General features: G+C 64.9%; 18 protein-coding genes. 7 read left to right on the top strand and 11 right to left on the bottom strand.

Annotated features, from left to right (window positions below):
- The first annotated feature begins 17 nt into the window (after window positions 1-17).
- On the top strand, window positions 18-554 hold the full coding sequence (locus AB0305_RS00950; RefSeq protein WP_366170579.1) for a PadR family transcriptional regulator: 537 nt from the start codon (window positions 18-20) through the stop codon (window positions 552-554).
- A gap of 13 nt (window positions 555-567) precedes the next feature.
- On the opposite strand, the gene AB0305_RS00945 is transcribed toward AB0305_RS00950, so the two are convergent.
- The 7 genes from AB0305_RS00945 to AB0305_RS00915 all read right to left on the bottom strand — a co-directional run bounded on the left by AB0305_RS00945 (window position 568) and on the right by AB0305_RS00915 (window position 6,686).
- Window positions 568-1,572 carry a nitronate monooxygenase family protein gene (locus tag AB0305_RS00945; protein ID WP_366170577.1) on the bottom strand — a complete coding sequence of 335 codons (1,005 nt, stop codon included), beginning with the start codon at window positions 1,570-1,572 and terminating at the stop codon, window positions 568-570.
- 53 nt (window positions 1,573-1,625) lie between these two features.
- Window positions 1,626-2,081 carry a nuclear transport factor 2 family protein gene (locus tag AB0305_RS00940; protein WP_366170575.1) on the bottom strand — a complete coding sequence of 152 codons (456 nt, stop codon included), beginning with the start codon at window positions 2,079-2,081 and terminating at the stop codon, window positions 1,626-1,628.
- 114 nt (window positions 2,082-2,195) lie between these two features.
- Window positions 2,196-2,663 (bottom strand): universal stress protein, encoded by a 468-nt coding sequence (locus AB0305_RS00935; RefSeq protein ID WP_366170573.1) that lies wholly within the window; start codon window positions 2,661-2,663, stop codon window positions 2,196-2,198.
- 130 nt (window positions 2,664-2,793) lie between these two features.
- A complete protein-coding gene (locus AB0305_RS00930) occupies window positions 2,794-3,693 on the bottom strand; it encodes a LysR family transcriptional regulator (protein WP_366170571.1) in 900 nt (299 codons plus the stop codon).
- A 21-nt stretch (window positions 3,694-3,714) separates the two neighbouring features.
- Window positions 3,715-4,038: a hypothetical protein gene (locus tag AB0305_RS00925; protein ID WP_366170569.1), complete on the bottom strand. Its 324-nt coding sequence runs from the start codon at window positions 4,036-4,038 to the stop codon at window positions 3,715-3,717.
- A gap of 1 nt (window position 4,039) precedes the next feature.
- The gene (locus tag AB0305_RS00920) at window positions 4,040-5,383 is read right to left on the bottom strand and encodes an acyclic terpene utilization AtuA family protein (protein ID WP_366170567.1); all 1,344 of its coding nucleotides are present in this window, start codon (window positions 5,381-5,383) and stop codon (window positions 4,040-4,042) included.
- A gap of 4 nt (window positions 5,384-5,387) precedes the next feature.
- On the bottom strand, window positions 5,388-6,686 hold the full coding sequence (locus tag AB0305_RS00915) for a citrate:proton symporter (protein ID WP_366170565.1): 1,299 nt from the start codon (window positions 6,684-6,686) through the stop codon (window positions 5,388-5,390).
- A 186-nt stretch (window positions 6,687-6,872) separates the two neighbouring features.
- On the opposite strand from AB0305_RS00915, the gene AB0305_RS00910 reads away from it, so the two are divergent.
- Entirely contained in the window at window positions 6,873-9,227 is a 2,355-nt protein-coding gene (locus tag AB0305_RS00910; protein WP_366170563.1) for a cation-translocating P-type ATPase, read from the top strand.
- A 37-nt stretch (window positions 9,228-9,264) separates the two neighbouring features.
- On the opposite strand, the gene AB0305_RS00905 is transcribed toward AB0305_RS00910, so the two are convergent.
- From AB0305_RS00905 to leuA, 4 genes are all read right to left on the bottom strand, one after another.
- Complete coding sequence (locus AB0305_RS00905; RefSeq protein WP_366170561.1) at window positions 9,265-10,890, bottom strand: mucoidy inhibitor MuiA family protein; 1,626 nt, start codon at window positions 10,888-10,890, stop codon at window positions 9,265-9,267.
- 100 nt (window positions 10,891-10,990) lie between these two features.
- A complete protein-coding gene (gene cadR, locus AB0305_RS00900) occupies window positions 10,991-11,467 on the bottom strand; it encodes a Cd(II)/Pb(II)-responsive transcriptional regulator (protein WP_366170559.1) in 477 nt (158 codons plus the stop codon).
- Between the two features lie 17 nt (window positions 11,468-11,484).
- Entirely contained in the window at window positions 11,485-11,871 is a 387-nt protein-coding gene (locus AB0305_RS00895) for a four-helix bundle copper-binding protein (RefSeq protein ID WP_366170557.1), read from the bottom strand.
- Between the two features lie 136 nt (window positions 11,872-12,007).
- Window positions 12,008-13,720: a 2-isopropylmalate synthase gene (gene leuA / locus AB0305_RS00890; protein ID WP_366170555.1), complete on the bottom strand. Its 1,713-nt coding sequence runs from the start codon at window positions 13,718-13,720 to the stop codon at window positions 12,008-12,010.
- Between the two features lie 589 nt (window positions 13,721-14,309).
- Between leuA and AB0305_RS00885 the strand changes: the two genes are divergently transcribed.
- The 5 genes from AB0305_RS00885 (at window position 14,310) to copC (ending at window position 18,697) form a co-directional block, all read left to right on the top strand.
- Window positions 14,310-14,768: a (2Fe-2S)-binding protein gene (locus tag AB0305_RS00885; RefSeq protein ID WP_366170553.1), complete on the top strand. Its 459-nt coding sequence runs from the start codon at window positions 14,310-14,312 to the stop codon at window positions 14,766-14,768.
- Window positions 14,769-14,785: 17 nt separating this feature from the next.
- Window positions 14,786-17,032, top strand: coding sequence for a xanthine dehydrogenase family protein molybdopterin-binding subunit (locus AB0305_RS00880; protein WP_366170551.1), 2,247 nt, complete (start codon window positions 14,786-14,788; stop codon window positions 17,030-17,032).
- A gap of 134 nt (window positions 17,033-17,166) precedes the next feature.
- Window positions 17,167-17,601: an organic hydroperoxide resistance protein gene (locus AB0305_RS00875; protein WP_366170549.1), complete on the top strand. Its 435-nt coding sequence runs from the start codon at window positions 17,167-17,169 to the stop codon at window positions 17,599-17,601.
- Entirely contained in the window at window positions 17,601-18,209 is a 609-nt protein-coding gene (locus AB0305_RS00870; protein WP_366170547.1) for a nucleotidyltransferase family protein, read from the top strand. The genes AB0305_RS00875 and AB0305_RS00870 overlap by 1 nt, the downstream gene beginning before the upstream one ends.
- 110 nt (window positions 18,210-18,319) lie before the next feature.
- Window positions 18,320-18,697, top strand: a complete 378-nt coding sequence (copC, locus tag AB0305_RS00865; RefSeq protein ID WP_366170545.1) for a copper homeostasis periplasmic binding protein CopC — start codon at window positions 18,320-18,322, stop codon at window positions 18,695-18,697.
- Window positions 18,698-18,701: the final 4 nt, after the last annotated feature.

Here is an 18,701-nt window from a genome sequence, read left to right as displayed (position 1 = left end):
TATGTCACTTCCTGCTTATGTCGATCCAGCACGCTCTTCTGACTTCCCTGCTTGAAAAGCCCTCATCGGGCTATGAACTCGCCCGCCGCTTTGACAAGTCCATGGGCTATTTCTGGAGCGCCACGCACCAGCAGATCTACCGCGAGCTGGGCCGCATGGCCGAGGCCGGCTGGGTGAGCGTGGAAGAAGAGGAAGACGGCCGCAAGAAGACCTACACCGTGCTGCCGCCGGGCCGCGAAGAACTCGCGCGCTGGGTGCTGGAGCCGACCGTGTCGTCGGACAACCGCGAAGAAGTGCTGGTGAAGCTGCGTGCCGAAGCGGTGATCGGCCCACTCGGTTTTGCCGACGAGATGCAGCGCCTGATCGAACAGCATCGGACGCGCCTGAACACCTTCCGCGAGATCGAGCAGCGCGATTTTTCCGGCGCGGAACTCACGCGTGCGCAGCGGCTGCAACTCGCGGTGCTCCAGCGCGGCATGGTTTACGAAGAAGGCTGGCTCGCGTGGGCAGACGATGTGCTGCCGTTGCTGGAGCCAGCCCCTGTTACCGCTTAAGACTGAATATGACTTAGGCCGTCGCCTTGTCACCCGCCGGGGCACGCAGTGCCTCGATGCTGTTCAGGCGACGACGCGCCACCTCGAACTCCTCGGCAAAGCGCTTGACGAGTTCTGCCGCCGGCACCACGCGCTTGACCGCGCCCACGCCCTGGCCGGCACCCCAGATGTCCTTCCACGCCTTGGCCTTGGCGCCGCCGCCCGAGCCGAAGTTCATCTTGCTCGGGTCCGATTCCGGCAGGGCTTCCGGGTCCAGGCCCGCGCTTTCGATACTCTTGCGCAGGTAGTTGCCGTGCACGCCCGTGAACAGGTTCGTGTAGACGATGTCGCTGGCGGTGGATTCCACGATGGCCTGCTTGTAGCCCTCAATCGCGTTGGCCTCTTCCGTGGCGATGAAGGCCGACCCGATGTAAGCCAGGTCCGCACCAGCGGCCAGCGCCGCCAGAATGGCATTGCCGTTGGCAATCGCGCCCGACAGCAGCAGCGGGCCATCGAACCATTCACGAATCTCGTGGATCAGCGCAAACGGCGAGGTCGTGCCCGCGTGGCCACCCGCACCCGCAGCCACCGCGATCAGGCCATCCGCGCCTTTTTCGATCGCCTTCTTGGCAAACTTATTGTTGATCACGTCGTGCAGCACGATGCCGCCGTAGCTGTGCACCGCCTGGTTCACGTCTTCACGCGCGCCCAGCGAGGTGATGACGATGGGCACCTTGTACTTCACGCACAGCGCCAGGTCGTGCTCGAGGCGGTCGTTCGACTTGTGCACGATCTGGTTGACGGCAAACGGCGCCGAGGGCTTGTCCGGGTGCTGCGCGTCGTATTCGGCCAGCTCGGTGGTGATGCGCTGCAGCCAGGTTTCCAGCAGCTCGGCAGGGCGCGCATTGAGCGCCGGGAACGAACCGACCACGCCTGCCTTGCACTGGGCGATCACGAGGTCGGGGTTGGAAATGATGAACAGCGGCGAGCCCACCACGGGCACGGACAGGCGGTTTTGCAGAATCGGCGGCAGCGACATGGCGGTCTCCGTTGGACTTGTTTGGGAATCAGAAAAGGGGAATGGGGCGAGGCTCAGGCGCCGGCCTTGAGCAAACCGATCTTGTCGCCCAGCTTGGCGCCCATGGCGGCGCCGAGTGCTTGCAGGCCAGTCGCCGGGCGGACCATGACTTCGAACTCGACGATCTTGCCATCGGCGTTGAAGCGGATCATGTCGATGCCCTTGAGCGCTTTGCCGCTCACGTTGGCGCTGAATTCGAGCACCACGCTCGCGCCATCGTCGGTGGCAAAGCTGCGGTGGTATTCAAAGTCTTCAAAGACGGTGTTGACGGTGCGCAGCACCAGCGTGGTAGCCGTGCGGCCAGGGTAGGGCGTGTGCGCGACGGGCGAGCGGAAGACGACTTCGTCGGCGAACAGGCCATCAAGGTCGTCCATGTTGCCGCTGTCCAGCATGGCATGCCAAGCATCAAGCGTGGCTTGGGCGGCGGCGTTGAGAGTCTTGGGGACCGGCTGAACTGCAGGCTGCGACATGCTGGCTCCTGAGCAGAAAGTGCAATGGATTGCATTAACGTGGGGGCAACATAGCACAGTCGTTCAAATCTATGCAACAAGTTGCATAGTGGAGGGGCTCGACTTCTGGCGATGTCAGCTGGCAGCGTGTTCCGGGTGCGGTGCACGTACCACGATGACAGTGCGGTGCGACAGCTTGACCGTGCGTTCGGCTACGCTGCCCAGCAGGATGCGGGCGAGCCCGTGCTTGCCCTGCGAGCCGACGACGATGGTGTCTGCCTGCCAGCGCACGGCCTCGTGTTCGAGCGCGCTGCCGATGTCGTCGTCGGTGGCGTCGAGCATGAGGATGCCGGTTTCGGCGGTGGTGCCGCTGGCATCGAGTTCGCTTTGCAGTTCGACCAGCGAGGCGCTGGCGGTTCGATGGGCTTCTTCGCGCAGCTTGTCGACGCTGTAGATTTCGCGTGACTCCGGCATGGCGGGCGAGCCGATCGCCCAGACCACGCGCACGCTGCCGTGGAACGCGCGCGCAAGCGCGGCGGCTTCTTCGACTGCCAGGTGGGCTTCGTGGGTGCCATCAAAGGCGGCAAGAATGCGTTGATGCATGGGCGCTCCACAAGATTGGAATGGGAATGGCCTCACTGTAGCAGCGCAGGTCGGGCGTGCTGCACCCGGGATGATGCCGGGTTGCGCCGGGTCAAACCGCGCCATGTCGAACCGCACCAGGTCAAACCGATTACGCGCCCGTATGTGCGGGGTGCGCAAGCAGCAGGTCGAGCAACGCTTGCGCCGCGACCGAGAGGCTACGTCCATCGCGCCGGATCACATACAGCGTGCGCACCAGCCCCGGCAACGGCAGCGGCCGCACCACCAGCTCCGGCAGGCGAAACTGAAACAACGCCAGCGTCGGAATCACGCTGATGCCGAGGTTCGCGGCGACCAGCGCGGCCGCCGTGGCCAGATGCTCCACCTCCATCCCGCTGCGCAATTTGGTGGGGTGCAGCGCGGCATCGAGATACTGCCGGATGCTTGTGTTGCGCGCGAGGTGGATGAACGGCACGTCCACCAGATCGCTGACATCAACCGAAGGCTGATTCGCCAACGGATGCGCACGGTGGCAGACGAGGTGGAAGTCGTCCGCGCAGAACGGCTGGGCACTGAGCCCCGCCATGTCTGCGCCCATGGCGGCGATGGCAAAGTCGGCCGCGCCACGCCGGACCATGTCGATGCACGGGTCGGACAACTGGTCGTGCAATGCGAGTTGAATGCCTGGGTGCTGCGCGGAGAATGCCGCCAGCACGCCGGGCAGGATGCCCGCCGCAATGGAAGGTAGCGCGGCCACCGTTACGCGGCCGGTGCGTGCAGCGGCACGGTCGCGCAACTCCGCAAATGTCGCCTCGAAATCGGCCAACAGGCGCAGCGCCGACTCAGCAAAGGCTTCGCCTTCGGGCGTGAGTTCAACATGGCGTGTGTTGCGGTCGAACAGACGCACGCCTGCGTCGGCTTCCAGATTCTGGATCAGCGCACTGAAGGCCGATTGCGACAGGTGACAGGTCTGCGCCGCTTGCGTGAAGTTCTTGTGCTCGCGCAGCGCGGCAAAGGCGCGGAGTTGCTTGACGGAGAGGTTCATAGGCATGCCGACGAGTCGGCCGTCAGCTTATCTCGGAACCAGCGCTGGAATCTCCAGCGTCAGCAGCGCGCTCGACAGCGATTTGCCGTGCGCATCCAGCGCCAGCGAGCGTGTTACGCCGCCAGCGAGCGCGCCGTGCAGCACGAAGTTCAGCGCGCCCAGTTGCGGCAGCACGTAGCGTTCGACATGGCCGGCGACGAGTTCAGCGAAATGCGAGCGCACGCGCTCGGCCGTGACGTGTTGCTCCAGCACGGCAAAGTCTTCTAGACGATGGGCGATCACGGAGATGCACGAGATGTCGCCCTTGTCGCCGGCGCGGGTGTGGGCGAGGTCGCGGAGTGTGCTTGTCATGTCAGCTCTCCAGAATGTTCACGGCGTGCGGGGCTAGCTCAGCGGGGATCAACGTGGATGCCACGGCGATGACTTCGCGCGCGTTCTTGGTGGCGCCGCCGCCGCCGGAGGGGCCGCACGTTAGCAGTGTTTCGACCTCGTTGCCGATGCGGATGGCTTCGGCCATCGATTCGGTGCGGGCGGCCACGCGAACGCGCACTTCGTACGGCTCGGCATTCGTGCGGGACAGGGCTGTGCCGTGCAGCGCATCCACGCCGATCAACTCGAAGCGTGTTTCCGTCATCTGCACGCCTGTGAGCGCCAGCCGTTCACGCACGATGTCTAGCGCGAGCTTGCCGCGCGCCACGGCATTGGGGCCGGCGTAGCTGATCTGGCCCTCGCCGATATAGCTGTCGAGATAGCCGATCGAGACCTTCAGTTGATTTGTGCGCAGTGTGCCGGTGGCGCCTTCGATGACGACGCGGTCCTTGCCAGCGGTGCGCATGTGCACGTTGGAAAAATCCGCCACGACATCGGGCGTGAGGTAACGCGCCGGGTCGTGAATCTCGTACAGCAACTGCTCCTTGCACGTCGCCTCGGTGACGATGCCGCCAGCCGTGGCCACCTTCGTGATCAGCACCGAGCCGTCCTCGCCCACCTCTCCGATGGGAAAGCCAAGCCGTGCGAGATCGGGGACGTCCTTGATGCCGGGATCGGCAAAGTAGCCGCCCGTGATCTGCCCCGCGCACTCGAGCAGGTGCCCGGCCAGCGTGCCGCAGCCCAGGCGGTGCCAGTCGTCCATGCGCCATCCGAAGGCGTGGATGAGCGGCCCGAGCGCCAGCGCCGGATCCGCTACGCGCCCGGTGATGACAACGTCTGCACCTTGCGCCAACGCATCGACGATGCCCTGCGCGCCGAGGTATGCGTTGGCCGACACCATGCGCGCGCCCAGCAAGGCGACAGGTGCACCGCCGTCCATCAGCGTGAAGTCGTGGCCGCGCGCTTGCAGCAGGTCGAACACATCGTCGCCGGTGACGGCCGCCACGTGCAGCTTGAGGCCGAGCTCACGGGCGATGTCGCGCGTGCGTTCGGCTGCGGCCTGCGGGTTGGCCGCACCCATGTTGGTGACGATGCGGATGCCGCGTGCCGCGCAGGCCGGCAACACCGCACGCATGCGCGCTTCGAGCAGCGGGTCGTAGCCGTGCGCAGGGTCTTTGCGGCGCACCTGCTGCGCGAGTGCGATGGTGCGCTCGGCCAGGCATTCGAACATCAGCACGTCGATGTCGCCGTGCTCTGCGAGTTCGAGCGCTGGTTCAATGCGGTCGCCCGAATACCCGGCGCCGCCGCCGATGCGTAGTTTTTTCATGCCATCACCACGGAAGCACGCCCAGCACCACGGCTACTACTGTCATCAGCAGCGAGGCACCGAACAGGAAGGGGATCGAGAATTTCTGGTGGTCCGCCAGCTCGATGCCGCACAGGCCGACCACGAGGAAAGTTGCGGGTGTGAGCGGGCTGACCGGGAAGCCGGTCGTCATCTGGCCGAGCACAGCGGCCTGCGCCACGTGCACAGGCGCCACGCCCAGCATCTTCGATGCCTCTGCCACCACCGGCAGCACGCCAAAGTAGAACGAATCCGGATCGAACAGCAGCGACAGCGGCATCGACAGCACGCCCAGCACCACTGGAATGTGGTGCGCCATACCGGGCGGGATGAAATCGACCGCCGTCTTCGCCATCGCAGTCAGCATGCCGGACTTGCTCATGATGCCGGTGAACACGCCTGCCGCCAGCAGGATGCTCGCCATCATCAGCGCAGCCTTGGCATGGGCATCCACGCGCTGCCGTTGCTGATCGACGTTCGGGTAGTTGATGAGCAGCGCGGCCACCACGCCCAGCATGAACATCACCACCGGGTCGACCTTGCCACTCACCATCACGCCCATCACGACGACGGTGAGGATGAGGTTGATCCAGAAATTGCGCGGGCGGCGCAGCGCCTGTTCAGCATCCGTGAGCGGGCGCGCGACGACTTGCGCGCCGCCGGCGTGGTTGGCAAGGCCCAGGCGTTTCTCTTCACGCTTGCCCAGCAGCCACGCGCATGCGAACACGAAGACGAGCCCCGCGATCTGCACCGGGATCAGCGGGTTGAAGATGTCCGTCACCGGCATATGCAACGAGGCCGAGGCGCGGATCATCGGCCCCGTCCACGGCAGGAAGTTCACGCCGCACGCCATCGAGGTTACGCACGCCAGGATGCGGCGGTCCATGCCGAGCCGGTCGTACAGTGGCAGCATGGCCGGAATGGTGATGAGGAATGCCACCGCCCCCGAACCATCCAGGTGAATCAACAGCGCCAGCAGCGCCGAACCCACCACGATGCGCGGCGGCCGGCAGCCCACGGTGCGCAGGATGCGGTCGATGATCGGGTCCAGCATGCCGGCGTCCGTGACGATGCCGAAGTACAGGATGGCGAAGATGAACATCCCCGCCACGGGCGCCACATCCTTGATGCCGCCGATGATGAACTTGCTGGTGTTGAGCCCGAAGCCGCCCCCTAGCGCGGCGATGACGGGAATGGCGATGAGCGCAACCAACGGCGACATGCGCTTCGTCAGGATGACGATAAACAGCGCGACGATGGTCAGCAGCCCGAGCAGTGCGAGCATGGTCTCCTCCGAGTTTTAGATTCGGAATCCCTGTTAGCGGGATTTACGGAGGACTGTAGGAGGCCGCGATCTGCCTGTAAAACAGAATATTTGGATGGATTGTGCGAGTAATTGGATAAAAGCCACTCAGCAGTCTCCGGCGTGTGGACTTGACCCTGAAGCTTCTTCAGGGTTTTGAATGGCGGTATGAAACCTGATCTCGCTTCCACCCTGCCTGTCCACGACCATGCTGCCAAGCCGGAAACCTCCGGTTGTGGCGGTTGCTGCGGCCACAGTCACCCGGCTGCGAAGGACACCCACCACGACGCCCATGACCATGACCACGATCACGGCCATGAACATGAGGCGGTCGCGCCTGTTGATGCGGCGACACTCGCTCGCGCCAAGGGGCGCACCAAGGTCCGCATCGAGCAGATGGATTGCCCGACCGAAGAGCGCATGATCCGCGCCAGGCTGGGCAATGCCGACGGCGTGGTCGCGCTCGATTTCAACCTGCTGGAGCGCCACCTCACCATCCACCACACCGTGGACGACGTGACGCCGTTTCTGGAGGCCCTGCGCGCCATCGGCATGGACGGCGAGGTGCTCGAGGAACACGACCGTTCAGTCGCGGCGGTTTCTGCGCCCACCGGTATCTCGCGCCGCACGTGGCTGCTGGGCGTCGGTGGCGTGGCTGCGTTCGGCGCCGAGGCCATCGCGTGGTCGCTCGGAGATCATGCCCTGCCGGTGTTGGCGTTGGCGCTCGTGTCCATTGCGTTGGCCGGCGGGCCGACACTGCGCAAGGGCTGGATCGCCCTGCGTGCGTTCACGTTCAACATCAACTTTCTGATGGCGGTGGCCGTGATTGGCGCACTGCTGATCGGCAAGTGGGCCGAAGCGGCCATGGTGATCTTCCTGTTTGCCGTGGCCGAAGCGATTGAAGCGCGTGCCTTGGTGCGCGCCCGCGACGCCGTTCGCGCGCTGACCGCCATCGCGCCCGATACCGCGGAGTTGGCCGATGGCGCGGGTGGTTGGCGCGATGTGGCGGTCGAGAGTGTCGCCGTCGGCGCGCGTCTGCGGGTGCGCACGGGTAGCCGCGTCCCGGTGGATGCACACATCGTCAGCGGCCGCGCCGCGCTGGACGAATCACCCGTCACCGGCGAGAGCCTGCCGGTGGAAAAGGTCATCGGCGACGCCATCCTCGCCGGCACCATCGTCACCGACGGCGTCGTGGAAGCCGAGGCCACAGCGGTGGCGGCCGACAGCACGCTCGCGCGCATCGCGGGAGCCATCCAGGAGGCGCAGTCGCAGCGCGCGCCCACACAGCGCTTTGTCGACAAGTTCTCGTCCATCTACACGCCCGCGGTGATGTTGCTGGCGCTCGCAGTCGCCGTCATCGGCCCGCTGGTCACGGCCGACGGTTGGCTGGCGTGGACGTATCGCGCGCTGGTGCTGCTGGTGATTGCCTGCCCGTGTGCGCTGGTGATTTCCACGCCGGTCACGGTGGTGAGCGGTTTGGCTGCGGCCGCACGGCGCGGCATCGTGGTGAAGGGCGGCGTCTATCTGGAAAGCGGCCGCCGTCTGCGTGCGCTGGCGCTGGACAAGACCGGCACGCTGACGGCGGGTCGCCCGGTGCTGGATGCCGTGGTGCTGCCTGATGGCACGCGCCGCGCGGTGTCCGACCTGAATGCGGCGACGGATGGTGTCTTCCTGCGCCCACTCGCCGTGGCTGCGGCGCTGGACGCCAACACCACGCACCCGATTGCCGTGGCCCTCGTGCAGGCGGCTGCGGCGCATGGCGCGGTCGATGCGGGTGCGGTAGAGGATTTATCAGTGCTGCCGGGCCGCGGCGTGGCAGGCGCGCTCAAGGGCGTGCGCTGGCACCTGGGCAATGCAGCGCTCGTCGCAGAACGCGGCTTCGATACCCCAGCTTGGCGCGCTGCTGTCGAACTGCTGCAAGCCGAAGGCATGTCTGCAGTCACGCTGTGCGATGCGAATGGCGCCGTGGCGCTCTTCGGCGTACGCGACCGCGAACGCGCAGAAAGCGCGCAAGCCATTGCCGACCTGCGCGCGCTGGGCGTACAGCCCGTCATGATCACTGGTGATGACCGCCGCGCCGCACAGGCCATCGCCAAGACCGTCGGCATCGACAACGTGCACGCCGAACAGCTCCCCGCCGACAAGCAGCGCGTGGTGGCTGAACTCGCTGCACAACACGGCTTTGTCGGCATGGTCGGTGATGGCATCAACGACGCCCCGGCCCTGGCGCGCGCCAACATCGGCTTCGCCATGGGAGCCGCCGGCACCGCCACCGCACTGGAAGCGGCCGATGTCGCCATCATGGACGACGACCCGCGCAAGCTCGCCAGCTTCATCCGCATCAGCCGCCGCACGGTGGCCGTGCTGCGTCAGAACATCGTGTTGGCGTTGGGTATCAAGGCGGTGTTTCTGGCGCTGGCCGTGATGGGCGATGCCACGCTGTGGATGGCGATCTTTGCCGATGTGGGCGCGAGCCTGCTGGTGGTGTTCAACGGGCTGCGGGTAATGCGCACGCGCGTTTGACGGTCAAGCAAGGTCGACGCGCGTGCAAGGCGCGCGCCTAGCGCAAGCCGCTGACGCGCGCGTCCTTCGGATAGGTGATGAGGTAGTCGGCGGAGAAGTGGGCGCTCTCGCCAGCCGCAATCGTCTGCTCCCACGCGATCACGCCTGCGCGGTGTTCCCAGTCGCGCTTGGCGGGTTCTGGCGAGAACGTGGTGCGCACCTTGATATCGTCGGATTGGCTGACCGGCGTGGCTTCCAGGATCTGCACGTCGATGGCGTCGCGATGCCGGTTGCGCACCGTGTACAGCGCCGCAAGCTGGCGTTCGTTGCGATTGTCGAGCAGGCCGACACTGCGCTGGAAGGTCTTGGGTGTTTCCACAACCACGGTGACAAGATCATCGCGGCCAAAGGGCAGGGTGACTTTCTGATCGGCCCCTGCCGGATTCCAATGCGTGGTGCCAACCACAGCGCCATCGCGGCGCAACTGCATGTTGCCTGCAGGCCAGATGCCTGGTGGGCGATCCACCGTAGCGATCAGATAAGCCGCCGTGTCGATGCGCGGCGTGCTGCGTGCGGCCAGCTTGGCGGGCAGTGTTTCGGTGGCCAGGGTGTATGTCACCTTCTGCGCGTCGGACGGCAGCTCGACGTTGCCCGGCAGTTCAAACTCGGTGGCGAAGGCGGTCTGGACGGCAGTGACGTCGAACAGCGGCGCGTCATCTGTTTTACCCGTTAGCCCCCAGCGTGAGGTTTCCTTTGCCTCGGCGGCCGGAGCGGCTGGCCGCGCAAGCATCGGTGCAGGAGCGACCGGTGGTGAGGATGGCGGTTGCAGGATACTCAACTGCCACGCATACGGCTCAGGCCCGCGCGGCGTAGTACGCGGTTGACCCGTCGACAAGCGCAGCCGCACGCCCCGCCAATCCTCTCCGGTCGATTGCGCGAGTGTGGCCTGTCGTTCAACGATGACGTTCGAACGTACGGAATCTACGCTCGCCTGATACGCCGGCCGCCAACCCGCGCGCGAGGTCTGGTAGCTGATGCGCAACTCGCCCCCGCGCGGCGCAGACACGGCAATCCGCGCTGTGCGCAATGTCGTCGCGCCGGCACCGTGCGTCTGCTGCAGCGCGTCCAGTTGCGCCTTCAATTCGGCGTCGCGTTTTTTCAACTGCTCCTGACGCGTAAAGACTTCCTGCGCGTTGCGCGCCAGGGCTTCAGTGGCGCGGCCGAGCTTGGAGACATCCGCGATGGGCGCATGACCGTTGCCACCGGTGTTCTCACTCACCGCTTTCAAATAGCTGGCCGACAAGGCATTTGCCTGAAGTTGCACGCCTAGCGCTGCACGTTGGTCTTGAAGGGTTCGGATCTGTGTTTCCAGGGCTGTCTTTGCGCAGCCGCTGCCTTCGCTGGGCACGGTTTCCACGCGGATATCGCCCACGCGAATGGTGCTATCCGCCTCCACGCGCAGGCTGTCTGCGTCGAACGTGATCGGCAGGCAGGTCAGCTCAATGCCACGCGCCCCCGCCCCAACGCTGGCCGTGCGCACAACCGTCGCGCTATCCGGATACAGCGTGATCTCGCTGATGCGCGAAGGCGTGGCCGCATGTGCGGCAGCTGTCGCTGCCAGCGCAGCGGCGCCGAGCGTCACGCGTTGCCGATGCAGAAGATGCATTGCCGGTTTCGTCTTCATCCGCCCCACCTACGTGTTGTGAAATGCGGCGAGTATCGCACGTCAATGCGCACGTCAAAGTGACGTGTCCGGCTGGGGATATAGAGACTAATGGAGGGTGTCAGCGATGCACGCCACGAATATGCCGATGCGCGTGTTCGGCGTCCCCGTGGTCGTGGTTATGCCCGTGGCTGGAGGCCGGTGCCGGCTCTTCATGCAGCGATTGCAGCACGCCGCATTCGGCCACCGAAGCTGCTGTGGTGCAGCGCTGGCCGATGGCTTCGATCTGTTGCCGGAGATCGGTCAATTCGGCAATGCGCGCTTCGACGTGGCGCAGGTGTTCGTCCAGCAGCTTGTTGATCTCTTCGCACGAGGCCTGCGGGTTGGCCTGCAGTTCGAGGAGGCGGCGGATCTCGGTGTGCGCCATGTCGAGCGATCGGCACTTCGCGATGAAGGCCAGTTGCTCGGCGTGCTCGGGCGTATAGACGCGGTAGTTGTTGGCGGCGCGCGCCGGCGGGGGCAACAGGCCTTGCGCTTCATAGAAGCGGATGGTTTCGATGCTGATGCCCGTGCGCTGGGCGAGCTCGCCAATTTTCATACGCGTTGGAGGGAGGGTCAGAAGACAGTCGGTTCGGCGGTGGCTTCTTCAACACCGGCGACCTTCAGGCAGGCGTCCATGCAGGCACGGCACGCCGTCGCGCAGGCACTGCAATGGCCTTGGCTGTGATGATCGCATTCTTCCGCGCATTGGTTGCAGATCTCGGCGCAGTCTTCCAGCAGTAGCTCGGCGAATTCGCTGTTGCGTTCCAGAAAGGCACGTGTGACCCCGCAGTACTGCGCGCAGTCTGTACACACGTTGATGCAGCGCGTCATGGCTGCGGCGTGGCCGTTCTTACTGCTTTCCGTCGCGCAATGATTGCAAGCGTTCTCGCAAGCCTGCAACGCCTGAATCACACTGGCAAAACGCTTGGCATTGTCTTTCGCGGTCGGACGAGTGGTCATGTCGATTCTCCTGTGGCAGTGGATGGCACGCGGTTGCGTTTCGGAAGGAATGGGCCCGAGCGCTTCCCGGGCCGCATCCATTCAATTTAGCAACTGGCGCTCCGCTGCGTGAGATGAACCTGTGCGGATTCTGACCTCAGGCGACCACTGCCTCGGCATTGCCGCGACGCAGCATGCCCTTGCCGGCACGTGCAATCAGGCGGTTCACGCCGCCCACTACCGCGCGGATCGACGCTGTCGTCAGGTTGGCATCCACGCCTACGCCAAACACGCTGCCTGCCACGCCGGGTGCCGCCATTTCTGCAAAGGCAATGGCATCGGCATTCGCACCCTGACCGAGCGCACGCTCTTCGTAGTGATGGATTGACACAGGAGCCGTCAGCACCTGCGACAGCGCATGCACGAGCGCATCCAGCGGACCGTTGCCGGTGCCTTCGCAGATGTGCTCGTGGTCGTCGATGTTGACCACCAAGCGGATGTGCTGGCTGCCGTCATCCTGCTCGGTCAGGCGGTGCGACACGTAGCCGATGGCGCCATCGCCGCGCAAGTACGTTTGCTGGAACAGCGCCCAGATGTCTGCGCCGGTGGCTTCGCGGCCGCTTTCGTCGGTCAATTGCTGCACGGTGCTACTGAACTCCACCTGCAGGCGGCGCGGCATCGCCACGCCATAGCCGGATTCCAGCAGATACGCGATGCCGCCCTTGCCCGACTGGCTGTTCACGCGAATGATCGAGTCGTACGTGCGGCCCACGTCAGCCGGGTCGATCGGCAGATAAGGCATCTCCCACAGCGCGTCGGGTTGCTGCACCGCAAAGCCCTTCTTGATCGCATCCTGGTGCGAGCCCGAGAACGCCGTGAACACCAAGTCGCCCACATACGGATGGCGCGGATGCACAGGCAGTTGCGTGCAGTCTTCGCAGGTACGCGCCACGTCATTGATGTGCGAGAAATCCAGCTCCGGATCCACACCCTGCGAGTACAGGTTCAGCGCGAGGGTGACCAAGTCCACGTTGCCGGTGCGCTCACCGTTGCCGAACAGGCAGCCTTCCACGCGATCGGCGCCGGCCATCACAGCCAGTTCAGCGGCGGCGACAGCAGTGCCGCGGTCATTGTGCGGATGCACGGAGAGGATGATCGAATCGCGGCGCGCCAGGTTGCGGTGCATCCACTCGATCTGGTCCGCATAGATGTTGGGCGTGGCCATCTCTACCGTGGCGGGCAGGTTGAAGATGATCTTGTGCTCCGGCGTCGGCTCCCACACCTGCGTCACCGCGTTGCAAACCTCCAGCGCAAATTCCAGTTCGGTGCCGCTGAAGACTTCGGGGCTGTATTGGTACGTCCACTGCGTCTCGGGCATCGACTCCGCAATTTCGCGGATCAGCTTGGCGCTTTGCACGGCAATGCGCTTGACGCCGTCGCGGTCGGTGTTGAACACCGTGCGGCGGAACACCGGCGCCGTCGCGTTGTAGACGTGGATGATGGCTTTCTTCGCGCCGCGCAGCGATTCCATCGTGCGGCGGATCAGGTCTTCGCGCGCCTGCGTGAGCACTTCGATGGTGACGTCGTCGGGGATGTGTCCCCCCTCGATCAACTCACGCACGAAGTCAAAGTCGGTCTGGGAGGCGGCGGGGAAGGCGGCTTCGATTTCCTTGAAGCCGATCTGCACGAGCATTTTGAACATGCGCATCTTGCGCTCGGCGTTCATGGGCTCGAACAGGGCCTGGTTGCCATCGCGCAGGTCCGTGCTCATCCAGATCGGGGCACGGGTGATGGTCTTGTTGGGCCAGGTGCGATCGGCCAAAGCGATCGCGGGGAAGGGGCGGTATTTGGTGGCGGGATTCTTCAACATGGTGCGTGAGTCCTGTGAGATCGAGATCGGTTGCGTGCGTTATGTACAGCGGGGACAACCGCGCGGGCGGCGTCCGGGGTGGCGGGAGTCGGGGTGAGGGTGTGGCGGCCAGACAGCCACGGGCGCGTGGTCTGGCTACCGAGCGGTAGTCGTAGCGAAAGCAGGATCGAGGCGGGCATGATTGGCTCCAACGATTCGGCGCACAGACTGCGCCACACACAAGGCCCGCCGCCGCTCAGGGCACGGACCGGTCAAACACCGGAACGAGGGGGAAAGAGAGGTCTACGCGCTTACACGCGTAGTAGAGAAGCGGATAGCAGACCGCGCACGCACGAGAGGGTGCGGGCTTGAGCGGTGAGGAGGGTGGTCTGCTGGGAGTGCATTTTTCGATGATGCTGGGAGATGGCAGACGTTGTCAAGCCGCCCGCGCCGAATTCAGACAGTTCCTGAGCCGCGCGCCATGTGAAGCCGCCGCCAGCAAAACCCACACGAACCTGCTTTAATACACCCCGTCCATACCGCCGGCCCGCTGTATCAGAGGCTTCATAACGGTAAGACCCCTCTCACGCCCCACAAGGAGAACCCCACAATGGTCACGTTGAACATCAACGGCAAACCGGTGGAAGTTGATGCTGATCCGTCGACGCCGCTGCTCTGGGCGTTGCGCGACAACCTCGGTTTGACCGGCACGAAATTCGGCTGTGGCGTCGCATCGTGCGGTGCCTGCACGGTGCACCTGAACGGCCAGCCCACACGCAGCTGCGTGCTGCCAATCTCCGCGGTGGCGGGTCAGCAAATCACGACCTCCGAGCATATCGCTGACGACAAGGTCGGCAAGGCAGTGCTCGATGCCTGGGTCAAGCACGACGTGGCCCAATGCGGCTACTGTCAGAGCGGCCAGATGATGAGTGCGGTGGGCCTGCTGCGCACCAAAAAGAAGCCGACGGATGCGGACATCGACGCTGCCATGGCCGGCAACCTCTGCCGTTGCGCGACCTATCAACGGATTCGCGCGGCGATTCACGACGCCGCGAAAACGTTGGCCTGAGCCTCACCGGAGAATCCATGATGCGTATTCGAAATCTTGAAGCGCTGGCCGGTGGCGGCGCGCAACATCAGCCAGCGTCTGCGGATGCCGGTGTGGCAACGCTTGATCGCCGCAGCTTTCTGAAACTCTCGACGCTGGCCGGCGGCGGGCTGGCACTGGGCATTGCACCGGCGCTGGCCAGTGCGCAGGACGCGAAGGCCAAGCCGCCCTCGCCACCGCAGGCATTCATCATCATTGCGCCGGACAACACCGTCACCGTGGCGGTGAACCGGCTGGAGTTCGGGCAGGGCGTGCACACGGCGCTGCCGATGGCCCTGGCCGAAGAGCTCGACGTGGATTGGCGCAACGTGCGCGGCATGCTCGCGCCGGCGGCGGATCCGTATAAGGACCCCGGTTTCGGCATTCAGATGACAGGCGGCTCAACTGCGCTGAACCACTCGTTCCAGCAATACCGCGAGCTGGGTGCACGTGCGCGAGCGATGTTGGTCTCGGCGGCGGCCGAGCGCTGGAAGGTTGATCCGTCGACTTGCCACACGGCCAACGGCGTGGTCACGTCGGGCAGCCACCGCGCCACGTACGGTGAACTCGCACAGGCCGCGATGGCATTGCCGGTGCCGGCGCAGGTCACGCTGAAGAATCCGTCGCAGTTCCGCATTGTCGGCAAACCCACGCCGCGTCTGGATGCACGCGCGAAGCTCGACAGCTCGCTCAAGTTTGGTCTCGACACGCGCCTGCCGAACATGAAGGTGGCCGTGCTGGCGCGCCCGCCGCGCTTTGGCGGCAAGGTGGCCAAGTACGACGTGGCAGCCGCCAAGGCAGTGAAGGGCGTGGTCGATGTACTGCAGATCCCGACCGATCGTGGCGGCACGGGTGTGGCGGTCATCGCCGATGGCTACTGGCCTGCCAAGATGGGTCGCGACGCGCTGCAGGTCACGTGGGAAGACACGGGCTCGACCGTGTCCACCCCCGCGCTGATGGCGGAGTACAAGAAGCTCGCCGGTCAGCCCGGCACGGTGGCCAAGACCGCCGATGTGAGCGCGATCCAATCTGCGGCCACGCGCATCCAGGCCGACTACGAATTCCCCTACCTCGCACACGCGCCGATGGAGCCACTGAATTGCACGATCGATGTGCAGAAGGACGGCGGCAAGACGACCGGCGCCAAGGTGTGGGTGGGTTCGCAGTTCCAGACCATCGACCAAGGCGCCATCGCTAAGGTGCTGGGCGTCTCTCCCGAGAAGATCGAACTGAACACGATGATGGCCGGCGGTGGGTTCGGCCGCCGCGCGGTGCCGACCTCCGACTATCTGGTGGAAGCGGCCAACGTGGCCAAGGCCTATGCGGCAGCCGGCCACAACGGCCCCGTCAAGGTGATCTGGAGCCGAGAAGATGACATTCGCGGTGGCTACTACCGTCCGATGCATCTGCACCGCGTCAACGTTGGGGTGGATGCCAGCGGCAAGGTCGTCGGCTGGGACCACGTGATCGTTGGCCAATCCATCATCAAGGGCACGCCGTTCGAGGGCTTCCTGGTCAAGAACGGGGTGGACGAGACGATGGTCGAGGGCGTGGCCGACAACACGTACGGCTTCCCGATGCAGCTGACGGTGCACCATCCGGACGTGAATGTGCCGGTGCTGTGGTGGCGCTCCGTGGGCCACACGCATACGGCTTACGTGATGGAAACGATGGTCGACGAGGTGGCGCACGCGGCCAAGCAAGACCCGGTGGCCTTCCGTCTGGCGCGTTTTACCGGCAAGGAGCACGCGCGCCATCGCGCGGCGCTGCAACTCGCGGTCGATAAGTCGGGCTACGGCAAGCGCAAGCTGCCCAAGGGCCAGGCCTGGGGCGTGGCCGTGCATGAATCGTTCGACTCGGTGGTGGCGTATGTGGTGGAGGTGTCCGTCGATCAGGGCAAGCCGCGCGTACATCGTGTGACTGCCGGCGTGCATGCCAACCGTGTGGTCAACCCGATGGGCGCGGAAGCGCAGATTCAAGGTGCGTGCGTGTTCGGCCTGGCGATGATCCAGCCGGGCTTTGCCATCGACATCGAGAACGGCGCCACCAAGAACAGCAACTTCACTGATTTCCCGCCCGTGCGCATGCCGGACGCGCCGCCGGTGAACGTGTTCTTCGTGCCGTCGGAAGACAACCCGACCGGCCTGGGTGAACCCGGTACGCCGCCGATTGCACCGGCCGTGGCCAACGCGGTGTTTGCCCTCACGGGAAAGCGGTTGCGCAAGCTGCCGTTCGACACGGTGTAGTTGTCACGATCGCGTGATGGGATGGAGGCCGGCATGCAGCAATGTGTGCCGGCCTTGTTGTTAAGCGGACCGAAGTTCAGCGGACTGAATCTTGCGTCCGGGAATGCGTTGTTCACCTACTGAAGGAGCACGTCATGGCATTGAACATCCTCTACACCGCCCACGCCAAAGCCACGGGCGGCCGCAACGGCCACACGCAGACGGAAGACGGGCAGGTCTCGCACGACTTGTCGGTGCCGAAATCCATGGGTGGGCCCGGCAAGCCCAATACCACCACGCCGGAAGACCTGTTTGCCGCCGGCTACGCCGCGTGCTTCGGCTCGGCGTGCGACTTTGTCGCCAAGAGCATGCTCAAGCTCAACCCGAGCCATATCGAGATCCACTGCGATGTGGGTATCGGCACGCGCTCGGAGGGCGGATTCGGCCTGAAGGTGGGTCTGACTGCGCGCATCAGCGGTTTGTCGCAGAGCGATGCGGAAACGCTGGTCGCCAAGGCGCATGAGGTGTGCCCCTATTCGAACGCCACGCGCAATAACGTGGAAGTCACGCTCAAGACCGAGGTGGTTTGATGGCGCAGCGGCCGGTGGTGGGGGTGTTGCTGGCCGCAGGCCGTGGTAGCCGATTCGACCCCACGGGCGCGGCCAACAAGCTGCTGGCGCCGCTGCCCGAGGGTCCAACAGCAGGCACACCCGTGGCCGTGCAGGCCGCGCGGCATTTGAAGCAAGCATTGGCCGATGTGGTGGCCGTGGTGCCTGCCGCGGCCACACATGGCGCGCAGGTCGACCGGTTGGCGGCATTGCTGGCGGAGGTTGGCTGCGAAGTACTCCGCAGCCCGGGCGCTGCGCGCGGCATGGGGGCGAGCCTGGCCGCTGGTGTTGCGGCGCGCCCGAATGCGGGCGGCTGGATCATCGCGTTGGCCGACATGCCGTGGATTGCGCCCGAAACCATCGTGCGGATCGCGCAAGCCATGGATGCCGCCCATTGCGTTGCGCCCTTTCATGCGGGGCAGCGTGGACACCCCATCGGCTTTGGCGCCGACTTTTTTTCCGGGCTGACGTCGCTCGATGGTGACGAAGGCGCGCGGCGCCTGATTGATCCGGCAACGCTCGTTCGCATCAACGTGGACGATGCCGGCATTCTTCGAGATGTCGATACGCCTGCTGACCTGACAGGGTGAGGCGACATTCCTTTGCCTCGGCCACATGGAGGAGGCGCGACGCGGCATGCGCCCGGTGCGGGTAGACTCGACCGCCTTAGCGTTCTCGATTTCCCGGTATCCCTATGCGTATGTCCGCCATTGTTCGCGCCGCCAGAGTCGGCGTTGCAGCTGCCGCCGTGTGTGCGGCTTCCCTTGCCTTTGCGCATCCCAAGTTGCTGTCATCGAGCCCGGCCGACCGGTCTGTGGGTGCGGCACCTGAGCGCATCGAGCTGCATTTCTCTGAGAAGCTCGTCGCGCAATTCTGCGACGCAACGCTCGTCATGACAGGCACACCTGGCCACGGCCCAACCAACATCGCGGTCAAAGTCGCTACCAGTGGCGATGGCAAGGCGCTGACCCTCTCGCCCGCACAACCGCTGACGCCTGGGGCTTACCGTGTGGATTGGCGAGTGGTTGCCGCAGATACGCACCGGGTCGCCGGCAATCTTGCATTCCAGGTGAAGTAGCGCG

The sequence above is a fragment of the Arthrobacter sp. NPDC080086 genome (genome assembly GCF_040702285.1).
This window is presented reverse-complemented; position numbering and strand designations above follow the sequence as displayed.